Source organism: Nonomuraea sp. NPDC003560 (genome assembly GCF_042878785.1).
Classification (GTDB): domain Bacteria; phylum Actinomycetota; class Actinomycetes; order Streptosporangiales; family Streptosporangiaceae; genus Nonomuraea.
Genome location: NZ_JBIAOF010000003.1, coordinates 454,923 through 472,675, shown reverse-complemented (window position 1 = coordinate 472,675; position 17,753 = coordinate 454,923). Strand labels below are relative to the sequence as shown.

Annotated in this window: 16 protein-coding genes; 6 read left to right on the top strand and 10 right to left on the bottom strand. The window is 71.5% G+C overall.

The window, feature by feature from the left end; translation table 11 throughout:
- Positions 1-9: 9 nt before the first annotated feature.
- The 4 genes from ACFYUV_RS13120 to ACFYUV_RS13105 are packed head-to-tail and all read right to left on the bottom strand — an operon-like array spanning position 10 to position 4,800.
- Positions 10-2,004: a DUF6807 family protein gene (locus tag ACFYUV_RS13120; RefSeq protein ID WP_387668301.1), complete on the bottom strand. Its 1,995-nt coding sequence runs from the start codon at positions 2,002-2,004 to the stop codon at positions 10-12.
- Positions 1,995-3,044 (bottom strand): mandelate racemase/muconate lactonizing enzyme family protein, encoded by a 1,050-nt coding sequence (locus ACFYUV_RS13115; protein ID WP_387668299.1) that lies wholly within the window; start codon positions 3,042-3,044, stop codon positions 1,995-1,997. The genes ACFYUV_RS13120 and ACFYUV_RS13115 overlap by 10 nt, the downstream gene beginning before the upstream one ends.
- Positions 3,041-3,913 (bottom strand): 5-dehydro-4-deoxyglucarate dehydratase, encoded by an 873-nt coding sequence (locus tag ACFYUV_RS13110; protein ID WP_387668295.1) that lies wholly within the window; start codon positions 3,911-3,913, stop codon positions 3,041-3,043. Before ACFYUV_RS13110 ends, ACFYUV_RS13115 begins: the two co-directional genes overlap by 4 nt.
- Complete coding sequence (locus ACFYUV_RS13105) at positions 3,910-4,800, bottom strand: NAD(P)-dependent oxidoreductase (protein WP_358283203.1); 891 nt, start codon at positions 4,798-4,800, stop codon at positions 3,910-3,912. Before ACFYUV_RS13105 ends, ACFYUV_RS13110 begins: the two co-directional genes overlap by 4 nt.
- Before the next feature lie 192 nt (positions 4,801-4,992).
- On the opposite strand from ACFYUV_RS13105, the gene ACFYUV_RS13100 reads away from it, so the two are divergent.
- The 6 genes from ACFYUV_RS13100 to ACFYUV_RS13075 all read left to right on the top strand — a co-directional run bounded on the left by ACFYUV_RS13100 (position 4,993) and on the right by ACFYUV_RS13075 (position 11,666).
- Complete coding sequence (locus ACFYUV_RS13100) at positions 4,993-5,946, top strand: LacI family DNA-binding transcriptional regulator (RefSeq protein WP_387668292.1); 954 nt, start codon at positions 4,993-4,995, stop codon at positions 5,944-5,946.
- A 206-nt stretch (positions 5,947-6,152) separates the two neighbouring features.
- Positions 6,153-7,112, top strand: coding sequence for a carbohydrate ABC transporter permease (locus ACFYUV_RS13095; RefSeq protein ID WP_387668288.1), 960 nt, complete (start codon positions 6,153-6,155; stop codon positions 7,110-7,112).
- The gene (locus ACFYUV_RS13090) at positions 7,096-7,962 is read left to right on the top strand and encodes a carbohydrate ABC transporter permease (protein WP_387668286.1); all 867 of its coding nucleotides are present in this window, start codon (positions 7,096-7,098) and stop codon (positions 7,960-7,962) included. The genes ACFYUV_RS13095 and ACFYUV_RS13090 overlap by 17 nt, the downstream gene beginning before the upstream one ends.
- Positions 7,963-8,007: 45 nt before the next feature.
- Positions 8,008-9,282: an ABC transporter substrate-binding protein gene (locus ACFYUV_RS13085; RefSeq protein ID WP_387668283.1), complete on the top strand. Its 1,275-nt coding sequence runs from the start codon at positions 8,008-8,010 to the stop codon at positions 9,280-9,282.
- A 10-nt stretch (positions 9,283-9,292) separates the two neighbouring features.
- Positions 9,293-10,573 (top strand): Gfo/Idh/MocA family protein, encoded by a 1,281-nt coding sequence (locus tag ACFYUV_RS13080; RefSeq protein ID WP_387668281.1) that lies wholly within the window; start codon positions 9,293-9,295, stop codon positions 10,571-10,573.
- Entirely contained in the window at positions 10,566-11,666 is a 1,101-nt protein-coding gene (locus ACFYUV_RS13075) for a dienelactone hydrolase family protein (protein WP_387668278.1), read from the top strand. The genes ACFYUV_RS13080 and ACFYUV_RS13075 overlap by 8 nt, the downstream gene beginning before the upstream one ends.
- Here ACFYUV_RS13075 and ACFYUV_RS13070 read toward each other — a convergent pair.
- The 6 genes from ACFYUV_RS13070 to ACFYUV_RS13045 form a co-directional block, all read right to left on the bottom strand.
- Positions 11,638-13,422: an ABC transporter substrate-binding protein gene (locus ACFYUV_RS13070; protein WP_387668276.1), complete on the bottom strand. Its 1,785-nt coding sequence runs from the start codon at positions 13,420-13,422 to the stop codon at positions 11,638-11,640. The two genes, ACFYUV_RS13075 and ACFYUV_RS13070, sit on opposite strands and share 29 nt — an antisense overlap.
- 19 nt (positions 13,423-13,441) lie before the next feature.
- Positions 13,442-13,705, bottom strand: a complete 264-nt coding sequence (locus ACFYUV_RS13065; protein WP_352350473.1) for a DUF2160 family membrane protein — start codon at positions 13,703-13,705, stop codon at positions 13,442-13,444.
- A gap of 11 nt (positions 13,706-13,716) precedes the next feature.
- On the bottom strand, positions 13,717-14,469 hold the full coding sequence (locus ACFYUV_RS13060) for a carbohydrate ABC transporter permease (protein ID WP_364326154.1): 753 nt from the start codon (positions 14,467-14,469) through the stop codon (positions 13,717-13,719).
- A gap of 62 nt (positions 14,470-14,531) precedes the next feature.
- Positions 14,532-15,512, bottom strand: coding sequence for a carbohydrate ABC transporter permease (locus ACFYUV_RS13055; RefSeq protein ID WP_387668274.1), 981 nt, complete (start codon positions 15,510-15,512; stop codon positions 14,532-14,534).
- Positions 15,509-16,639: an ABC transporter ATP-binding protein gene (locus tag ACFYUV_RS13050; RefSeq protein WP_387668271.1), complete on the bottom strand. Its 1,131-nt coding sequence runs from the start codon at positions 16,637-16,639 to the stop codon at positions 15,509-15,511. The genes ACFYUV_RS13055 and ACFYUV_RS13050 overlap by 4 nt, the downstream gene beginning before the upstream one ends.
- On the bottom strand, positions 16,632-17,723 hold the full coding sequence (locus ACFYUV_RS13045) for an ABC transporter ATP-binding protein (RefSeq protein ID WP_387668269.1): 1,092 nt from the start codon (positions 17,721-17,723) through the stop codon (positions 16,632-16,634). Before ACFYUV_RS13045 ends, ACFYUV_RS13050 begins: the two co-directional genes overlap by 8 nt.
- Positions 17,724-17,753 lie beyond the last annotated feature (30 nt).

Genomic DNA, 17,753 nt, shown 5'->3' with positions numbered 1-17,753 from the left:
GAGCGGGTGTCACGTGCGCTCCCTGATCGCCGTCTCCCCGTTCGCCGTCTCCACGATCGTCGCCTCCACGGTGGCGGCCAGCGCCGAGACCGACGGCCCGTCGAGCCGTCCGTCGGCCACGACCGTGACGACCCGCCTGCTCAGCGTGTCCTCGACGACGAGCGGACGGTCCCACGCGAGCGCCTGCCCGACCCCGGGATACTCCGCCACCCGCACGAACCAGGGGTCGTCGCTGGCCTGCACGAACACCAGCGTCCAGTCCCGCCCGTCCGGGCCGGTCCCGGCCATGGCCACCCAGCGGCCCCGGCTGCCGTGCACGGCCTCCTCGTCCCCGGGAAAGGTCACCCGGCCGGTCGAGGCGCCGGGCGCGCGCCAGAAGAACCCGCCGTAGCCCGCGCCGGGCCGGCCCTTGGTGGCCGAGCTGTTGACCTCCAGCGGCGAGCCGGTGAGGTTGGTCAGCGTGAACGCGAGATCGAGCGCCCACGCGTCGCCGACCGGCCGGGCGGTGACCGTGCGCCGCTCGCGGGCGATCAGCCGGTCGCCGGGGCCGATCCACTCCAGCTCCTCGGTGAAGCCGTCGTCGGCCAGCCGGGTGAACGCGACGTGGCGTTGCCTGCCATGGTCGTCCAGCCAGGCCGGTCCCCGGCCCTTGACGTAGGTGCGGCCGCCCCAGAAGTTCGCGCCGCCCAGGTCGGCGATCGCGACGCCGGCGCCGAGGTGGTGCACGTGGTCGTCGGGCCGCACCTCGGTGACGGTGACGCCGCCCAGCGTGCGCACCGGATGCAGGTACGGCCGCGGCGAGTCGGTGACGGGCAGGTCGGGCCGCCACTCGTAGGCCGCGACGGGCGCGCCCGCCACCTGCAGCTCGACCTCCGTCCAGGGCGCGCCGAGCTCGGAGTAGAGCGCCAGCTCCGCGGCGCTGCGCGCGGTCAGCTCGGCGATGCCGGGCAGGTACCGGTGGGTGACCGCGCCGCCGCCGTCGCGCTCCACGACCTGGTGCCGTTCGGCGATGGGCAGCGGCTCGGGGGCGAGTCGCACCGCGTCCAGGACCTGGGTGAACGTCTCGGTGCGGGAGAGCGGGACGAGCAGCTCGGCCCCCGTGCGGATGTGCGCGACGAGGTTCTCCAGCAGCCCGTCGCGCTCGTGCACGGTGGTCTCCACCGAGCCGTCGGCCCGCTCCACCCGCAGCTCGTCCAGCGTGTACGTGAGCCTCGCCCGTGCCGCCTCCCCGTGCACCACCAGGTACGGCTCGCTGCGGCCGGTCGCGCACAGCGACACCGCGATCGTGATCACCGGCCCGCCCGCGATCCGGACGCGCAGGCAGGAGGTGTCGTCGGCCTCGATCGGATGGGCGTGGTACAGCTCGGTCTCGACCGCCTCGATCGGGCCGTCCACCAGGGCCAGCGCGGTCGCGACGGCGTGCGCGAAGGGGTTGGTGAGCGCGCCGTCCACCACGTCGGCGCCGTGCAGCCTGCGCCGTCCGGCCCAGGACGAGCGGGTGAAGTACGACGCGGGCCGCTCCCACGCGCCCGCGCCGCCGATGCCGCGGACGCGGCCGAGCGCGCCGCTCGCCATCAGCTCCCGCAGCGCCGGGACCGCCCGCGAGCCGAGGCTCTGGAAGCCGACCTGGCAGGCCAGCCCGGTCTCGGCCACCGCCGCGGCGATCCGCGCGTGCGCCTCGGGGCTCGCCGCGGGCGGCTTCTCCAGCAGCACGTGCGACCCGGCGCGCAACGCCGTGACCGCGAGGTCGGCGTGCGTGTGGATCGGCGTGCAGACGATCGTGATCTCCGCGCCGGTGGCGGCGACGAGCTCGCCCAGGTCCGCCGACTGCGGCAGGGGGCCGCCACCGAACTCCACGTCGAGCTGCACCGGCCGCACGTCGCAGATCCCGGCCGGCTCGACCAGCCCGGTGGCCGCGAGCCTGCGCAGGTCGTCCAGGTGATGCCGCCCGTGCCCGGTCGCCCCCGCCAGGACGACCTTCACGGGGTCCGTGCTCACGCCCATCGCAACCCCAGTCCCGCGTGGCCGCCGACGCGCAGCACGCCGTCCTCGATCCGCACCGGGTACGGCTCGGCCAGCAGCCCCAGGCGGGCGAACGAGGCGTCCTCGACGTCCTCGGCCAGCGGCGGCAGCGGCAGCGCCAGGGCGAGCTGCCCGGACACCTCGCCCAGCAGGTGCGGATGGACCGGCACGTCGAACGCCCTGGCCAGCTCCGCGATCCGCAGGAACGGCGTGACGCCGCCGACCCGCACCACGTTCGGCTGGACGACGTCGCAGGCCCCCGCGGTGAGCAGGTCGCGGAAGCCGTAGACGGTGTAGACGTTCTCGCCCACCGCGACCGGCACGTCGGTCGAGCGGCGCAGCTCGACGTGCGCGGCCACGTCGTCGGCCGGCAGCGGCTCCTCGATCCAGTGGAGGTCGAACTCGCGCAGCGCGGACAGGGCGCGCCGGGCCCGGTGCAGGTCCCACCGCTGGTTCGCGTCGATCATCAGCAGCCGGTCGGGCCCGATCACCTCGCGTACGGCCGCCACCCGGGCCACGTCGTCGGCCAGGTCGGGACGGCCGACCTTGATCTTGACGCCGCGGTACCCGGCGGCCACCCAGCGCCGCGCCTGATCGGTCAGCTCCTCCAGGGAGTAGTGCAGGTTGACGCCGCTGCCGTAGGCCGGGACCTGCTCCCGGCGCCGGCCCAGCACGTCGGCCAGGCCGCTCGCGCCGCAGCGCAGGTCCCACAGCGCCAGGTCGATCCCGGCCAGCGCGACCGTGGTGATCCCGCCGGGGCCGGCCTCTCGCAGGTGCCGCCACAACCGGTCCCAGACCAGCTCGGGATGGGCGGGCAGGCCGATCAGCGCCTCGCGCAGGTCGTGCTCCAGCAGGGCGTGCACGGCGTGCGCGCCGATCTGCGGAGTCCAGGAGAACCCGGTGCCGGTGCGGCCGTCCGCCAGCGTCACGTGGCAGACGATCACGTGGTTGGCCGGCACGTCCGGGCCCCACGGGCGGGGCAGGGGGACCGTCCGCAGCTCGGTGCGCAGGCCGATGATCACGAGGCCGCCAGGGCGAGCCCGGACCTGATCAGCGCGTCGAGCTCGGCCAGGTGGTCCTCGGCCACGTCGACCAGCGGCGGGCGCACCGGGCCGACGTCGAGGCCGCGCAGCCGTACGCCGGCCTTGACCAGGGCCACCGGGTAGCCGGGCGCCTTGTCGCGCAGGCGGACCAGCGGCGCGTAGAACTCGGTCAGCAGCCGCTCGTCGCCGTTCAGGTACGCCACGGCGATCTCGGGGGCGAAGGCGAAGACCGCGCTGGAGTACAGGTCGACGCCGATGCCGCGGTAGGCGGGCATGGTCAGCTCGGCGGTCGGCAGGCCGTTGAAGAACAGGAAGTCCGGGTGCTTCTCGCGGACCGCGAGGACGGTCCGCTGCATCCGGTCGATGTCGCCGAGCCCGTCCTTGAGCCCGATCACGCCGGGCACGCCGGCCAGCTCGACCACGGCGTCCGGGGCGAGCACGACCGGGCCGCGCTGGTAGACGATCACCGGCAGCTCGGCGGCGACGGCGGCCACGTACGCGGCGAAGCCGCTCGCCGGACCCTGCGTCAGGTAGGGAGGCATGAGCAGCAGGCCGTCGGCGCCCGCCGCGCGGGCCGCCCGGGCCTGGTTCAGCGCCGCGCCGATCGGGCCGCCCGCCCCGGCGAACACCGGCACCCGCCCGCCCACCACCTCGGCCGCCACCCGGACGGCCCGCGCGTGCTCCGCCTCCGACAGCGCGGAGAACTCGCCGGTGCCGCAGGCCACGAACACGCCGCCGGGGCCGTGCGCCATGCCGCGCCGGATGTGCTCGGCCAGCACCTGCTCGGCGAGCGCGCCGCCGGCGTCGAAGGGGGTGACGGGGAAGAACAGCACACCGCTGAGATTCATTCGGATTCCTTGAGTTCGGTTCGCCAGCTTCGCTTGGGCTCCCAGCCGAGCAGGCGGCGGGCCTTGTCCGTGGAGAAGGCGGGAGCGGTGCCGGTGAGGGCCGCTGCCAGCTCCTCGGTGCCCGGCACGGCCTGCGGGAGCAGGTCGGCCAGCGGCTCCCTGGCCAGGGCGTCGGCCGCGCCGGCGAAGAACACCTCGCCGCCCGGCAGCTCGGGCAGCGCCGCGACCAGCACGGCGAACAGCTCGCCCGCGTCGCGCGCGTCCAGGTAGTTGAACAGCGAGACGCCGCCGATCTCCGGCTGGTCGAGCCGCTCCCTGACGGTGTGCCCCGACTGCGTGGGCGCGCCCGCCCACTCCTCGGGCGGGATGACGAAGCACGGCCGGACGGCCGCCATCCTCGTCCGGCCCGCCCGCGCGAACGTCCGCATGGTCTGCTCGGCCACCAGTTTGGACAGGTTGTAGGCGTTCCAGGGCAGCGCCGGGTGCTCCTCGTCGATTGGCAGGTACGACGGCCGCCAGCCGCCGGGCGCGCCGTAACCGATCACCGTGGGGCTGCTGGCCACCACCACGCCGGACACGCCCAGCTCCACCGAGGCCGCGCAGACGTTGAACGCGAGCCGGGTGTTCACCTGGAAGATCACTGACTCCGGCCGGCTGAACGGCGTCGCGATGGCCGCCAGATGGATCACCGACTCCGGCCGGAAGCGGGCGACGACCTCGTACGCCTGGCCGGTGTCGGTGAGGTCGGCCGGTGACGTGGCGGCGGCCTCGACCGGCGTGCCGGGGGCCTGGTCCACGCCGATCACCTCGTGCCCGGCGGCGGCGAGCGTGGTGACGACGCTGCGGCCGAGGCGTCCGGCGCTGCCGGTGACGAGCACTCTGCTCACCGTGGGGGACTCCTTCAGGACTGCAAACAGTTGCACCAAACCTATGGGCCAGGCAGGGCGAGGCGTCAAGAGCCGATTTTCGACCATGGCGTCTACCTGGGCAAACATGTGAGCGACCAAGGGCCGGTCGGTCGGCAAGCGCTTTCATCGTCGCCACGGTGCCTGCAAGCGGTTGCGTTAGGGTGAGTGGCTGTGACAGTGACGATTCGTGATGTGGCCCGCGCTTCCGGTGTGCACGTATCGACCGTGTCGCGGACGTTCTCCGCGCCGCACATGGTGAACGCCGCGACCCGGACCAGAGTGCTGACGGTGGCCGAGGAGCTGGGGTACCGGCCCAACAGGGCGGCCAGGGCGCTCACGACCGGGCGCACCCACAACCTGGGCCTGATCGTGGCCGACATCGCCAACCCGTTCTTCCCGCCGCTGATCAAGGCCGCGCACGCCGCGGCCCGGCAGCGCGACTACCACCTGTTCGTGGCCGACACCGACGAGGAGCCGGCCGCCGAGGAAGAGCTGATCCAGGCGTTCTCCAAGCAGGTGGACGGCGTGGTGCTGTGCAGCCCGCGCTCGTCGAACAAGACGCTGGAGCGGCTGGCCGAGCGGGTGCCGCTCGTGGTGGTCAACCGGCGGCTGCGCGGCGCGGCCACGGTGCTGATGGACGTCGGCCACGGCGCGCGGCTGGCGGTCGAGCACCTGGCCGGGCTCGGGCACCGCCGCGTGGCGCTGCTGTCCGGCCCGCCGGGCTCCTGGACGAGCGGCGAGATCCGGACGGCCGCCGAGCGGGTGCCGGGCGTCGAGCTGGTCGTCCTCGGGCCGAACGCGCCCACCGAGCAGGGCGGCCTGGCCGCCGCCTCCGCGGTGCGCGAGGCCGGGGTGACCGGGGTGCTCGCCTACAACGACCTCATGGCGATCGGCCTGGTCGAGGGGCTGGGCGAGCTCGGGCTGAGCGTGCCGGAGGACGTCAGCGTGGTGGGCATCGACGACATCGTGCCGGGGCGGCTGAACCGTCCCAAGCTCACCACGGTCGCGATGCCCACCGCGGCGGCCGGGCGGCTGGCGGTCGACCTGCTGATCCAGGAGGTGAGCGCCACGACCTCGCTGGAGACCCGGCTGGTGGTGCGGGAATCGACAGCGCCGCCCCGATGACCTGCAAACGGTTGTACTAAATCGCAGCAATATTCGTCCTACCTCTACCTGGTAAGCGCTTGTCACCAGGTAAAACACAATGTCGATATATCGATAACGGCGATGTAACGCCTGCAAAGGGTTGACGGAACTTTCCCGGCAGCTATAGGAAAGCGCTATCCATTCACATCTCGCCGGAAGGTCCGTGATGACGAATGAGTTCCGTCATGGCTGACTCGGTGGCGGTGAGACTCCCGGACGCCGCGACCCCGCCCGAGCGGGGAGACCGTCGCGCGTCCAGACGTTCCCGCCGCGAGGCGCGGGCCGCCTACCTGTTCCTGGCGCCCTGGTTCGCCGGTCTGCTCGTCATCACGATCGGTCCCATCGTCGCCTCGCTCTACCTGTCGTTCACCGACTACAACCTCCTGGAGGAGGCCACGTGGGTCGGGTTCGACAACTACGTCAAGATGTTCACCGAGGATCCCCGTTACCTGAACTCGCTGAAGGTGACGACGATCTACGTGGTCGTCTCCGTGCCGCTGCAACTGGCCTTCGCGCTCGCGCTGGCCCTGGTGCTCGACCGCGGGCTGCGCGGCCTGTCGCTCTACCGGTCGATCTTCTACCTGCCCTCGCTGCTGGGCGGCAGCGTGGCGATCGCGATCCTGTGGCGCAAGGTCTTCGGGGCCGAGGGCCTGGTCAACGCCGTGCTGGCGGTCTTCGGGATCCAGGGCCCCGGCTGGGTCAGCGACCCCGACACCGCCCTCGGCACGCTGATCATCCTGCACGTCTGGACGTTCGGCGCCCCGATGATCATCTTCCTGGCCGGGCTGCGGCAGATCCCCGCCAGCTACTACGAGGCCGCCGCGGTGGACGGCGCCGGCCCCTTCCGCCGGTTCCGGTCGATCACGCTGCCGCTGCTGACGCCGATCATCTTCTTCAACCTGGTGCTGGAGATCATCAAGTCGTTCCAGTCGTTCACGCAGTCGTTCATCGTGAGCGGCGGCTCGGGCGGGCCGGCCGACTCCACGATGTTCAACACGCTCTACCTCTACCTCAAGGGCTTCAAGAGCTTCGACATGGGCTACGCGGCCGCCATGGCGTGGGTCCTGCTGCTCATCATCGCCGGCCTCACCGGGGTGAACTTCCTCGCGTCCAAGTATTGGGTCTTCTATGGCGACACCAAGTAGGCCGCTGCCCGTCCTGTTCCGCCCGTTCAGGGGCGGCCGGGTGGTCAAGCACGTGCTGCTGATCGGGTTCGGCCTGGTCATGCTCTATCCACTGCTGTGGATGATCTCCAGCTCGCTCAAGCCCGAGGAGCTGATCTTCCGGCAGCCCGGCCTGTGGCCGAGCGAGGTCACGCTGGAGAACTACACCGAGGGCTGGACCGCGCTGAAGCACCCCTTCGGCTACTACCTGTGGAACTCCGCGGTGATCACCGTGCTGTCGGTGGTGGCGAACCTGGTGGCCTGCTCGCTGGCCGCCTACGCCTTCGCCCGGCTGAACTTCCCGCTCAAGAAGCTGTGGTTCACCCTCATGCTGGGCACGATCATGCTGCCGCACCACGTGCTGATCGTGCCGCAGTACGTCATGTTCTCCAAGCTCGGGCTGATCAACACGATCTGGCCGCTGGTCATGCCGAAGGTGCTGGCCACGGACGCGTTCTTCGTGTTCCTGATGGTGCAGTTCATCCGCTCGCTCCCCAGGGAGCTGGACGAGGCCGCCGAGATCGACGGCGCCGGCTACTGGCGCACGTTCGTCAGGGTGATCATCCCGCTCTGCACCCCGGCGCTGGCCACGACGGCGATCTTCACGTTCATCTGGACGTGGAACGACTTCCTCAGCCAGCTCCTCTACCTCAACAACCCGGACAACTTCACCGCTCCGGTGGCGTTGCGCACCTTCCTCGACGCCAGCAGCGACTCGTCGTGGGGCCCGATGTTCGCCATGTCGATCGTCGCGCTCGGGCCCATCTTCGGCTTCTTCCTGGCCGGCCAGAAGTACCTCATCCGTGGTGTGGCCACCACGGGACTGAAGTAGTTCCCCCGCCCCCCGACACAGACGAATCCCACAGGAGGTAGAGCCGTGAGCTCTGGCAAGAAGACGTGGTCGGCGGCCCTGCTCGCCACCGCCGTGCTGGCGGTCACCGCGGCCTGCGGCAGCGGCGGCGACGACGGCGGGAAGGTCAAGCTGCGCTTCTCCTACTGGGGCAGCGACGCGCGGCAGAAGATGACCGAGGAGGCCATCAAGAAGTTCGAGGCCAAGAACCCGGGCATCGACGTCGAGGGCGAGTTCTCCGACTTCGCCAACTACTACGAGACGCTGTCCACGAAGGTGGCCGCGAGCGACGCCCCGGACGTCATCACCCTGGAGATCCGCGGCCTTCGCGAGTACGCCGACCGCGGCACGCTGGCCGACCTGACCGGCAAGGTCCAGACCGCCGACATCGACCCCAAGCTGCTCGGCACCGGCGGCATCGACGGCAAGCAGTTCGCCGTCCCCACCGGCGCGAACGTCTTCTCGGTGGTGCTCAACCCGGCCCTGGTGGAGTCGGCCGGGCAGAAGGTGCCCGACGACACGAAGTGGACGTGGAAGGACTACGTCGACCTCAGCTCGAAGATCACCGCCAAGGGCGGCGGCACGGTCTACGGCACCCAGCTCAACTGGAACCCCGCCTTCCTGCAGATCTTCGCCGCACAGCGCGGCGAGCCCTTCTACCAGGGCAACAAGATCGCCGTCACGCCGGAGACGATCGTGGCCTGGTGGCAGGTCATGCTGGACACGATCAAGGCCAAGGGCAGCCCCGACGCCGCCAAGACCGCCGAGGTCGGCGCGACCAGCGTGGACCAGTCGCTGCTGGCCACCAACACCGGCGCGTCCGGCATGTGGTGGAGCAACCAGCTCGGCGCGGTCGCCAAGGCGTCGGGCAAGGAGATGAGCCTGCTGCGCCTGCCCAAGGCGGAGGGCGCCACCACCGGCGGCATGTTCCTCCAGCCGGCGATGTTCTACACCGCCTCCGCCAAGAGCGAGCACGCCGCCGAGGCCGCCAAGTTCATCGACTTCATGATCAACGACGCCGAGGTCGGCGGGATCGTCCTCAGCGACCGCGGCCTGCCCGCCAGCTCGAAGGTCCTGGCCGCGGTCAAGGACAAGCTGCCGCCCGCGGACCAGAAGACGCTGCAGTTCGTCGACTCCATCAAGGGCGAGCTGGCCGACCCGCCCACCGCGCCGCCCAAGGGCGCCAGCGCCCTGGAGGACATGCTCAAGCGGTACACCGAGGAGGTCATCTTCGGCCGGATGGCCCCCGACGTCGCCGCCCAGAAGTTCCTGACCGAGGCCAACGCCGCCCTCGGCGGCTGAGAGGACGACCATGAGGTACGCGTTCGTCGGGCTCGGGCACCGCGCGCAGCTGTACGTCGACGCGCTGCTCGGCGAGTGGCGCGACACCGGCACCGTCGTCGCCCTGTGCGACACCAACCGGACCCGCATGGACTACTACGCCGAGCGGATCGGCCACGAGGTGCCGTGCTTCGCCCCCGCCGAGTTCGGCAAGGTGCTCGAACTCGCCGACGCGGTCGTGGTCGCGACCGTGGACGCCGCGCACGCCCGCTACGTGTGCGCGGCCCTGGACGCGGGCCGCGACGTCATCGTGGAGAAACCGCTCACCGTGGACGCCGGGAGCTGCGCGGCCATCGCCGAGTCGGCCCGGCGGAGCACCGGCAGGCTGATCGTCACCTTCAACTACCGGTACTCGCCGCGCAACTCGGCCGTGCGCCGCCTGCTCATGGACGGCGCGATCGGCGAGGTGACGTCCGCGCACTTCGAGTGGACGCTCGACACCATCCACGGCGCGGACTACTTCCGCCGCTGGCACCGCGACCGGGCCAGCTCGGGCGGCTTGCTCGTGCACAAGTCCACCCACCACTTCGACCTGGTCAACTGGTGGCTCGGGGCGGCGCCGGAGACCGTCTTCGCGCAGACCTCGCTGCGGTTCTACGGCTCGGCCAACGCGCGGTCGCGGGGGCTGGCCGACCGTCCCGGACGCGGCCGGGGCGCGCCCGGCCTCGGCAGCGACCCGTTCATCCTGGACATCGCCGCCGATCCCCGGCTCAAGCGCCTCTACCTGGACGCCGAGCACGAGGACGGCTACGTCCGGGACCAGGACGTCTTCGGCGACGGCGTGACCATCGACGACAACATGGCGGTGCTGGTCCGGTACGACAACGGGACGCTGCTGACGTACTCGCTGAACGCCCACGCGCCCTTCGAGGGCTACCGGGTGGCCTTCAACGGCACGGCCGGACGGCTGGAGCTGGAGGTGGTCGAGCGGGCCTGGACGCCGCCGCACGCGGCGATCGACCCGAGCGCCGCGTCCAAGGAGCACGCCGCCGGGGCGTGGGAGCGGCTCACCCTGCGCCCCCACTGGGCCGAGCCGCGCGAGGTGCCGATCGAGGTGGGCGCGGGCGGCCACGGCGGCGGCGACCGGCTGCTGCTGGACGACGTGTTCCGCGGCCCGACCGGCGACCCGCTGGCCCGGCAGGCGGGCTACCTGGACGGCATCCGCAGCGTCCTGACCGGCGTCGCGGCCAACCTGTCGGCCGCCTCGGGCGCCCCCGTGCGCCTGGCGGACACCGGCACCCGCCTTGCCTGACGGATCCGCCCCGGCGGTGTTCGGGGAGCTGGCCGAGGTCGTCGGCGGGCAGTGGGAGCTGTTCCCGTCCCTGCCGGGGCCGCAGTTGCGGGCGGCGGCCCGGCAGGCGATCGGGGTGCCCGCCCTGACCGCCGCGGACGTGCGGGTCGAGCGCACGTGGACCGACGGCGACCTGCACGGCGAGGAACTGTCGTGGACGGTCGGGTTCGGGCCGCGGACCCGGGCGTACCTGCTGAGACCGCGCGACCATGACGGCCCGCTGCCCGGCCCGCTGCCCGGCGTGGTGGCGCTGCACTGCCACGCGGGCATGAAGTGGGCGGGCAAGGAGAAGATCGCCGACGGCCCGGAAGGGCCGTCGCCCGAGGTGCGGCGGCTGCGGCGGGACGTCTACGGCGGCCGCGCGTTCGCCGGCGAGCTGGCCCGCCGCGGCTTCGCCGTGCTCGCCCACGACGTGCTGACCTGGGGCAGCCGCCGCTTCGCGCTCGACGTCCCGGAGGGGGAGGGCGGCCTGCCTGACCGGTACGACCGCGCGGCGGCCCGGCACGAGCACGTCGTGGCCAAGCACTGCGCCCTGCTCGGCACCTCGTTCGCCGGGGTGGTGGCGGGCGAGGACCTGGCCGCCGCGGCGTACCTGCGCTCCCGGCCGGACGTCGGCGAGGTCGGCTGCGCCGGCGTGTCGGGCGGCGGGCTGCGGGCCGCGCTGCTCGGCGCCTTCGATGCGCGGGTGCGGGCGGTCGTGGTCGCCGCGATGGTCTCGACCTACCCGGACCTGCTGGCCGGCGGCCACGTCGAGCGGCACACCTGGATGTTCTACCCGCCGGGCCTGTCGCGGCTGGGCGACTGGCCCGACCTGGTGGCCGCCCGCGCCCCCGCCCCCCTCATGGTCCAGTACGCCCTGCGCGACGACCTGTTCCCGCAGGCCGGGATGCGCCGCGCGCACGCCCGCATCGGCGCGCGCTACCGCGACGCCCCCGGCCGCTACGAGGCCGTGTTCGCGCCGTCCCCGCACTGCTTCGACGTGCCCATGCAGGAGCGCGCCTTCGACTGGCTGGCGCGGGAGCTGGTCAGCCGCCCGCCTTCCACCGGGCGATGAGCTTGTCGTAGTCGAGCGTGGCCGGCTCGCCGCGCTCGTCGGCCAGCTTCGGCGCGGGCGCGCCCGGCTGGTCGAACCAGTACTGGGCCGGACGCTCGGGGTTCAGCTTGGGCGCGCACTGGCCGCCGTAGCCCTGGCGTTCGCGCGACAGGCGTTCCAGCCGGGCCAGGATCTCGTCCTGCTGCCTGGCCAGGTTGTCCATCGACTGCTGCGGGGTGGTCTCGCCGGTGACGGCGGTGGCCACGTTCTGCCACCAGAGCTGGGCCAGCTTGGGGTAGTCGGGCACGTTCGTGCCGGTCGGGGTCCACTGCTTGCGGGCGGGGGAGTTGTAGAACTCGATCAGGCCGCCGTACTTGGCGGCGTTGTCCTTGAAGTAGTCGCTCTTGATGTCGGAGTCGCGGATGAAGGTCAGCCCGGTGATCGACTTCTTCAGCGACACCGTCTTGGACGTGACGAACTGGGCGTAGAGCCAGGCCGCGGCCCTGCGGTCCTTCGGGGTGTTGTTGAGCAGCGTCCACGAGCCCGCGTCCTGGTAGCCGAGCTTGTTGCCGTCCTTCCAGTAGACGCCGTGCGGGCTGGGCGCGATGCGCCACTTGGGGGTGCCGTCGTCGTTGACGACCGGCAGGCCCTTCTTGGTCATGTCGGCCGTGAACGTGGTGTACCAGAAGATCTGCTGGGCGATGTTGCCCTGCGCCGGGACCGGGCCCGCCTCGCTGAAGTTCATGCCGGCGGCCTCGCGGGGCGCGTACTTCTTCAGCCAGTCCACGTACTTGGTGAGCGCGTACACCGAGGCCGGGCCGTTGGTGTCGCCGCCGCGGGTGACCGACGAGCCCACCGGACGGCAGTTCTCCACCCGGATGCCCCAATCGTCCACCGGCAGGCCGTTGGGGATGCCGGGGTCGCCGTTGCCCGCCATGGACAGCCAGGCGTCGGTGAAGCGCCAGCCCAGCGAGGGATCCTTGCGGCCGTAGTCCATGTGGCCGTAGACCTTCCGGCCGTCGACGGTCCCGTTGCCGTTGACCTTGTTGCTGAAGAAGTCGGCGATGTCCTCGTAGGCCGCCCAGTTGACCGGAACGCCCAGGTCGTAGCCGTAGGCGTCCTTGAACTGCTTCTTGATCGCCGGGGCGGTGAACCAGTCGTAGCGGAACCAGTAGAGGTTCGCGAACTGCTGGTCGGGGAGCTGGTAGATCTTCTTGTCGGGGCCGGTGGTGAAGCTGATGCCGATGAAGTCGTTCAGGTCGAGGGTGGGGGAGGTGACGTTCCTGCCCTCTCCGGCCATGTAGTCCGACAGCGGGAACACGTACGTGCCGCGCGAGTGGGTGCCGATGAGGTCGGAGTCGTTGACGTAGGCGTCGTAGATGTTCTGGTCGCCCTGGATCTGCGTCTGGAGCTTCTCGATGACGTCGCCCTCCTGGATCAGGTCGTGCTTGACCCTGATCCCGGTGATCTCGGTGAACGCCCTGGCCAGCTTCTGCGACTCGTACTCGTGCGTGGTGATCGTCTCGGACACCACGTTGATCTGCATGCCCCGGTACGGCGCCGCCGCCTTGATGAACCAGTCCATCTCCGCCAGTTGCCGGTCCTTGGACAGGGTGCTCGGCGTGAACTCCTCCGACACCCACCGCTGCGCCGCGGCCCTGCCGTCGGCCTCCTTGAAGTCGCTCTTCGGCTTCTCCTCGCCGCCGCCCGTGCAACCGGCCGCCACCAGGGCCAGCGCCGCCACGACCGCCGCCGCGACACCCACCGCATGCCTCATCGCCTGGCTCCCCTTCCTCTCAGCCCCATATCCCGATCACGACCATGACCAGCAGCGCGACGCCGAGCGCCGCCCACATGGACAGGTCGGTGACTGCGATCCACAGGGCCAGCACGACGGCCGCGCTGATCAGGCCGATGTACAGCCGGTCGCCCCGGTCGGTCTCGATCCGCAGGAACCCGCGCCTGGCCACCGGAGGCGAGATCCGCCCCCAGACGGCCATCACGCACAGGAGCAGCGCCAGCCCGGCGAACACCAGGGCCGTGGGGGCGGTCCACACCATCCACTGCACGGTCAGACCCTCCCCAGGGCGAACCCCTTGGCTATGTAGTTGCGCACGAACCAGATGACGACGGCCCCCGGGACGATGGTCAGCACGCCGGCCGCGGCCAGCAGCCCCCAGTCCACGCCTGCCGCGCTCACCGTCCGCGTCATGGTGGCCGCGATGGGCTTGGCGTCCACCGATGTGATCGTCCTGGCGATCAGCAGCTCCACCCAGCTGAACATGAAGCAGAAGAACGCGGTGACGCCGAGCGCGGACCGGATCATCGGCAGGAAGATCCGGACGAAGAAGCGCGGCAGCGAATACCCGTCGATCGCCGCGGTCTCGTCGATCTCCCGGGGGATCCCCGACATGAAGCCCTCCAGGATCCAGACCGCCAGCGGCACGTTGAACAGCATGTGCGCGATCGCCACGCCCAGATGCGTGTCGAACAGACCGACCGCCTGGTAGATCTGGAAGAACGGCAGCAGGAACACCGCCGGCGGCGCCATCCGGTTCGTCAGCAGCCAGAAGAACAGGTGCTTGTCCCCGGCGAAGCGGAACCGCGAGAACGCGTACGCCGCCGGCAGCGCCACGACGAGCGACATGACCGCGTTCATCGAGGTGTAGACGATGGAGTTGAGGTAGCTCGAATACCACGACGGGTCGGTGAAGAACGTGACGTAGTTGTCGAAGGTCACCCGCTGCGGGATCAGCGAGAAGCTGCCCAGGATGTCCTCGTTCGGGCGGATGGACATGCCGAACATCCACAGCAGCGGCAACATCAGCGTGGCGGCGTACAGCCAGAAGACCGTGCGCGCCCACGGCAGCCGGTGGCGCGTGGGACTCACCTCCCCGACCTGGTCAGCACGGTGAAGAAGACGTAACAGGCGATCTGCACGAGCAGGAAGTACAGCAGCGAGAACGCGCCCGCCGGGCCCAGGTCGAACTGGCCGACGGCGATCTTCGACAGCAGGATGCTCAGGAACGAGGTCGCGTTCCCCGGCCCGCCCCCGGTCACCACGAACGGCTCGGTGTAGATCATGAAGCTGTCCATAAACCGCAGCAGGATCGCGATCGTCAGCACCCCGCGCAGCCTCGGCAACTGGATGTGCCGGAACGTCGCCCACGCCGACGCGCCGTCGATCTGCGCCGCCTGGAAGTACGGCTCGGGGATCGACCGCAGCCCCGCGTAGGCCAGCAGCGCCACCAGCGGCGTCCAGTGCCACACGTCCATGACCAGGACGGTGATCCAGGCGTCGGCCGAGTCGAGCGTGTAGTTGAAGTTGACGTGCAGCAGGTTGTTGACCGCCCAGCCGCCGAGCCCGATGTCGCCGCGGGCGAAGATCTGCCAGATCGTGCCCACGACGTTCCACGGGATGAGCAGCGGCAGCGCCACCAGCACCAGCGCCACCGACACCCAGAACCCGCGGCGCGGCATGCAGACCGCGATGGCCACCCCGAGCGGGACCTCCACCAGCAGCACCTGCGCGGAGAACAGCAGCGTGCGCACGAGCGCCGCGCGCACCTCGGGGTCGCGGGCGATCTGCCGGAACCAGTCCAGGCCGACGAACACCCGGTCCACCGGGCTGAAGACGTCCTGGACGGAGAAGTTCACGACGGTCATCAGCGGGATCACCGCGGTGAAGGCCACCGACACCACGACCGGCAGCACCAGCAGCCAGGCCCGGTTGTTCCGCGGACGGGGATCGGCGCGCGGCCCGGCGGCCCCGTCGGCCCCGTCGGCCTCCGCGGCGGCGGGCGCGGCGGCGGCCGGTACGACCTCGCCATCCGCCTGGCTGCCCGCGACGGCGGTCCGGTCGCTCATGCCTGCCCCCTTCCGTCCAGGGGTGCGAGCGAGCCGCACCTGACCTCGTCGCGGAACAGGAACGTCCGGTCCGCGGGGAAATGCAGGAACTCGACCGCGCCCGGCGTCCAGGACGAGCCCGCCTCGGTCCTGGCGATCACCGGATGGCCGCCGACCTCGGCGCGCACCAGGTCGTGCGAGCCCATGCGGTCGATCCGGGTCACCCTGGCCGCCACGCCGGGCCCGGCGGGCGGCCCGCCGACCCGGACGAACTCGGGCCGCACGCCGATCCGCACCGGCCCAGGCGGCAGCGCGCCGGCCCCCGCGCCGGCCACCGTGCCGACCACCGTGCCGACCACCGCGCCGACCACCGAGTCACCGATCCTGACCACGTCGCCGTCGATCTCGGCGGGCAGCACGTTCATGCCGGGGGAGCCGATGAAGTGCCCGACGAACTCGTGCGCGGGCGACAGGAACAGCTCGGCCGGCTCCCCGGCCTGCACGATCTCGCCGTCGTTGAGCACGACCACCTCGTCGGCGAAGGTCAGCGCCTCGGTCTGGTCGTGGGTGACGTAGACCAGGGTGTGGCCGGTGTCGCGGTGGATCTCCTTGAGCTTGCTGCGCAACGTCCACTTCAGCGCCGGGTCCACCACGGTCAGCGGCTCGTCGAGCAGCACGGCCGCCACCTGCTCGCGCACCAGGCCGCGGCCCAGGCTGACGATCTGCTTGCGGCCCGGGTCGAGCCGGCGCGCCCGGCGGCGCAGCACGTCGTCCAGGCCCAGCATGGCCGAGACGCGCAGCACGCGCCGGCGGACCTCCTCGGCCGGGACCTTCCTGTTGCGCAGTGGGAAGGCCAGGTTGTCGTAGACGGACATCTCCTCGTACAGGACGGGGAACTGGAAGACCTGCGCGATGTCGCGGCCGGCCGTGGGAACCCCGGTGACCTCGCGGTCGTCGAACCAGATCCGGCCTGCCGTGGGCGTGAGCAGCCCCGAGACGATGTTCAGCAGCGTCGTCTTGCCGCAGCCGCTCGGGCCGAGCAGGGCGTAGGCCCGGCCGCCGCGCCAGGTCCAGGTCGTCGGCCTGAGCGCCCACGTGCGGCCGCCGTCGTAGCTGTGGCCCACGCCCTCCAGGCGGATGTCAGCCATGCCGTCCCGCCCCCGCCGCCGGGGCGACCGGTAATCGGCCGCCGGCCTCGTCGAACACGAAGACGTGCCGCGGGTCCACGTACGCGGTGGCCGCCTGGCCCGGCGTGAACGGGCGGGTGCCCGGCAGGTGGGCGACCAGGTGCCGGCGTCCCGCCAGCAGCAGGTGCAGGAACGTCGCGCCGCCGGTCACCTCGGCCAGCCTGATCTCGGCGGGCAGCTCCAGCAGGCCGGGGCCGGTCCTGGTGATCGTCACCTGATGGGGGCGGATGCCCAGCACGACCCCCTGGCCGGAGGCGGTCGCGGCCGGCGCGGGGAAGGAGGTGCCCATGACCTCGATCCGGCCGTCCCTGACCGTGCCGGGCAGCAGGTTCAGCGGCGGGTCGCTGAGCGTGGCTGCGACGGCGAGCGTGGGCGGCTCGGCGTACATGGTGGCCGGGTCGCCGACGTGCCGCACGCGGCCCTCGCCGAGCACCACGGCGGGCGCGGCGAAGGTCAGGGCCTCGTTCGGGTCGGCGGTGGAGTAGAGGACGACGCCCGGCGAGCCGGTGAACATGCGCCTGAGGTCCTCGCGCAACTGCTCGCGGAGCTTGAAGTCGAGGTTGGCCAGCGGCTCGTCGAGCAGCAGCACGTCCACGGGCCGGGCCAGCGCGCGGGCGATCGCCGTGCGCTGCTGCTGGCCGCCCGACAGCTCCGCGGGCCTGCGGCCCAGCAGGTCGCCGAGGCCCATGACCGCGGCCACCTCCCGCACCCGCCGGTCGATGCCGTCCTTGCGGTACGACCGGTCCAGCCGCAACGGCGAGGCGATGTTCTCGTAAACGGTGAGGGACGGGTAATTGATGAATTGCTGATAGACGAAGGCGATCGAGCGCTTTCGCACGGAAATCGAGGTGACGTCATTTCCGTTGACCAGCACCCGCCCCGAATCCGGCGGCTGCAAACCGGCGGCGACCCGCATGAGCGTGGTCTTTCCCGAGTTCATCGGGCCGACGAGGGTGGTCAGTCCGTGAGGTAGTTCCAGGTGGATGTCGTCGAGCCAGGTCTCCCCGCGCTGCCGTACGCGGACGCCATCGAGGATCAGCGTCACAATGCCCGGTCCTCTCTCCCGGAGCTTGCC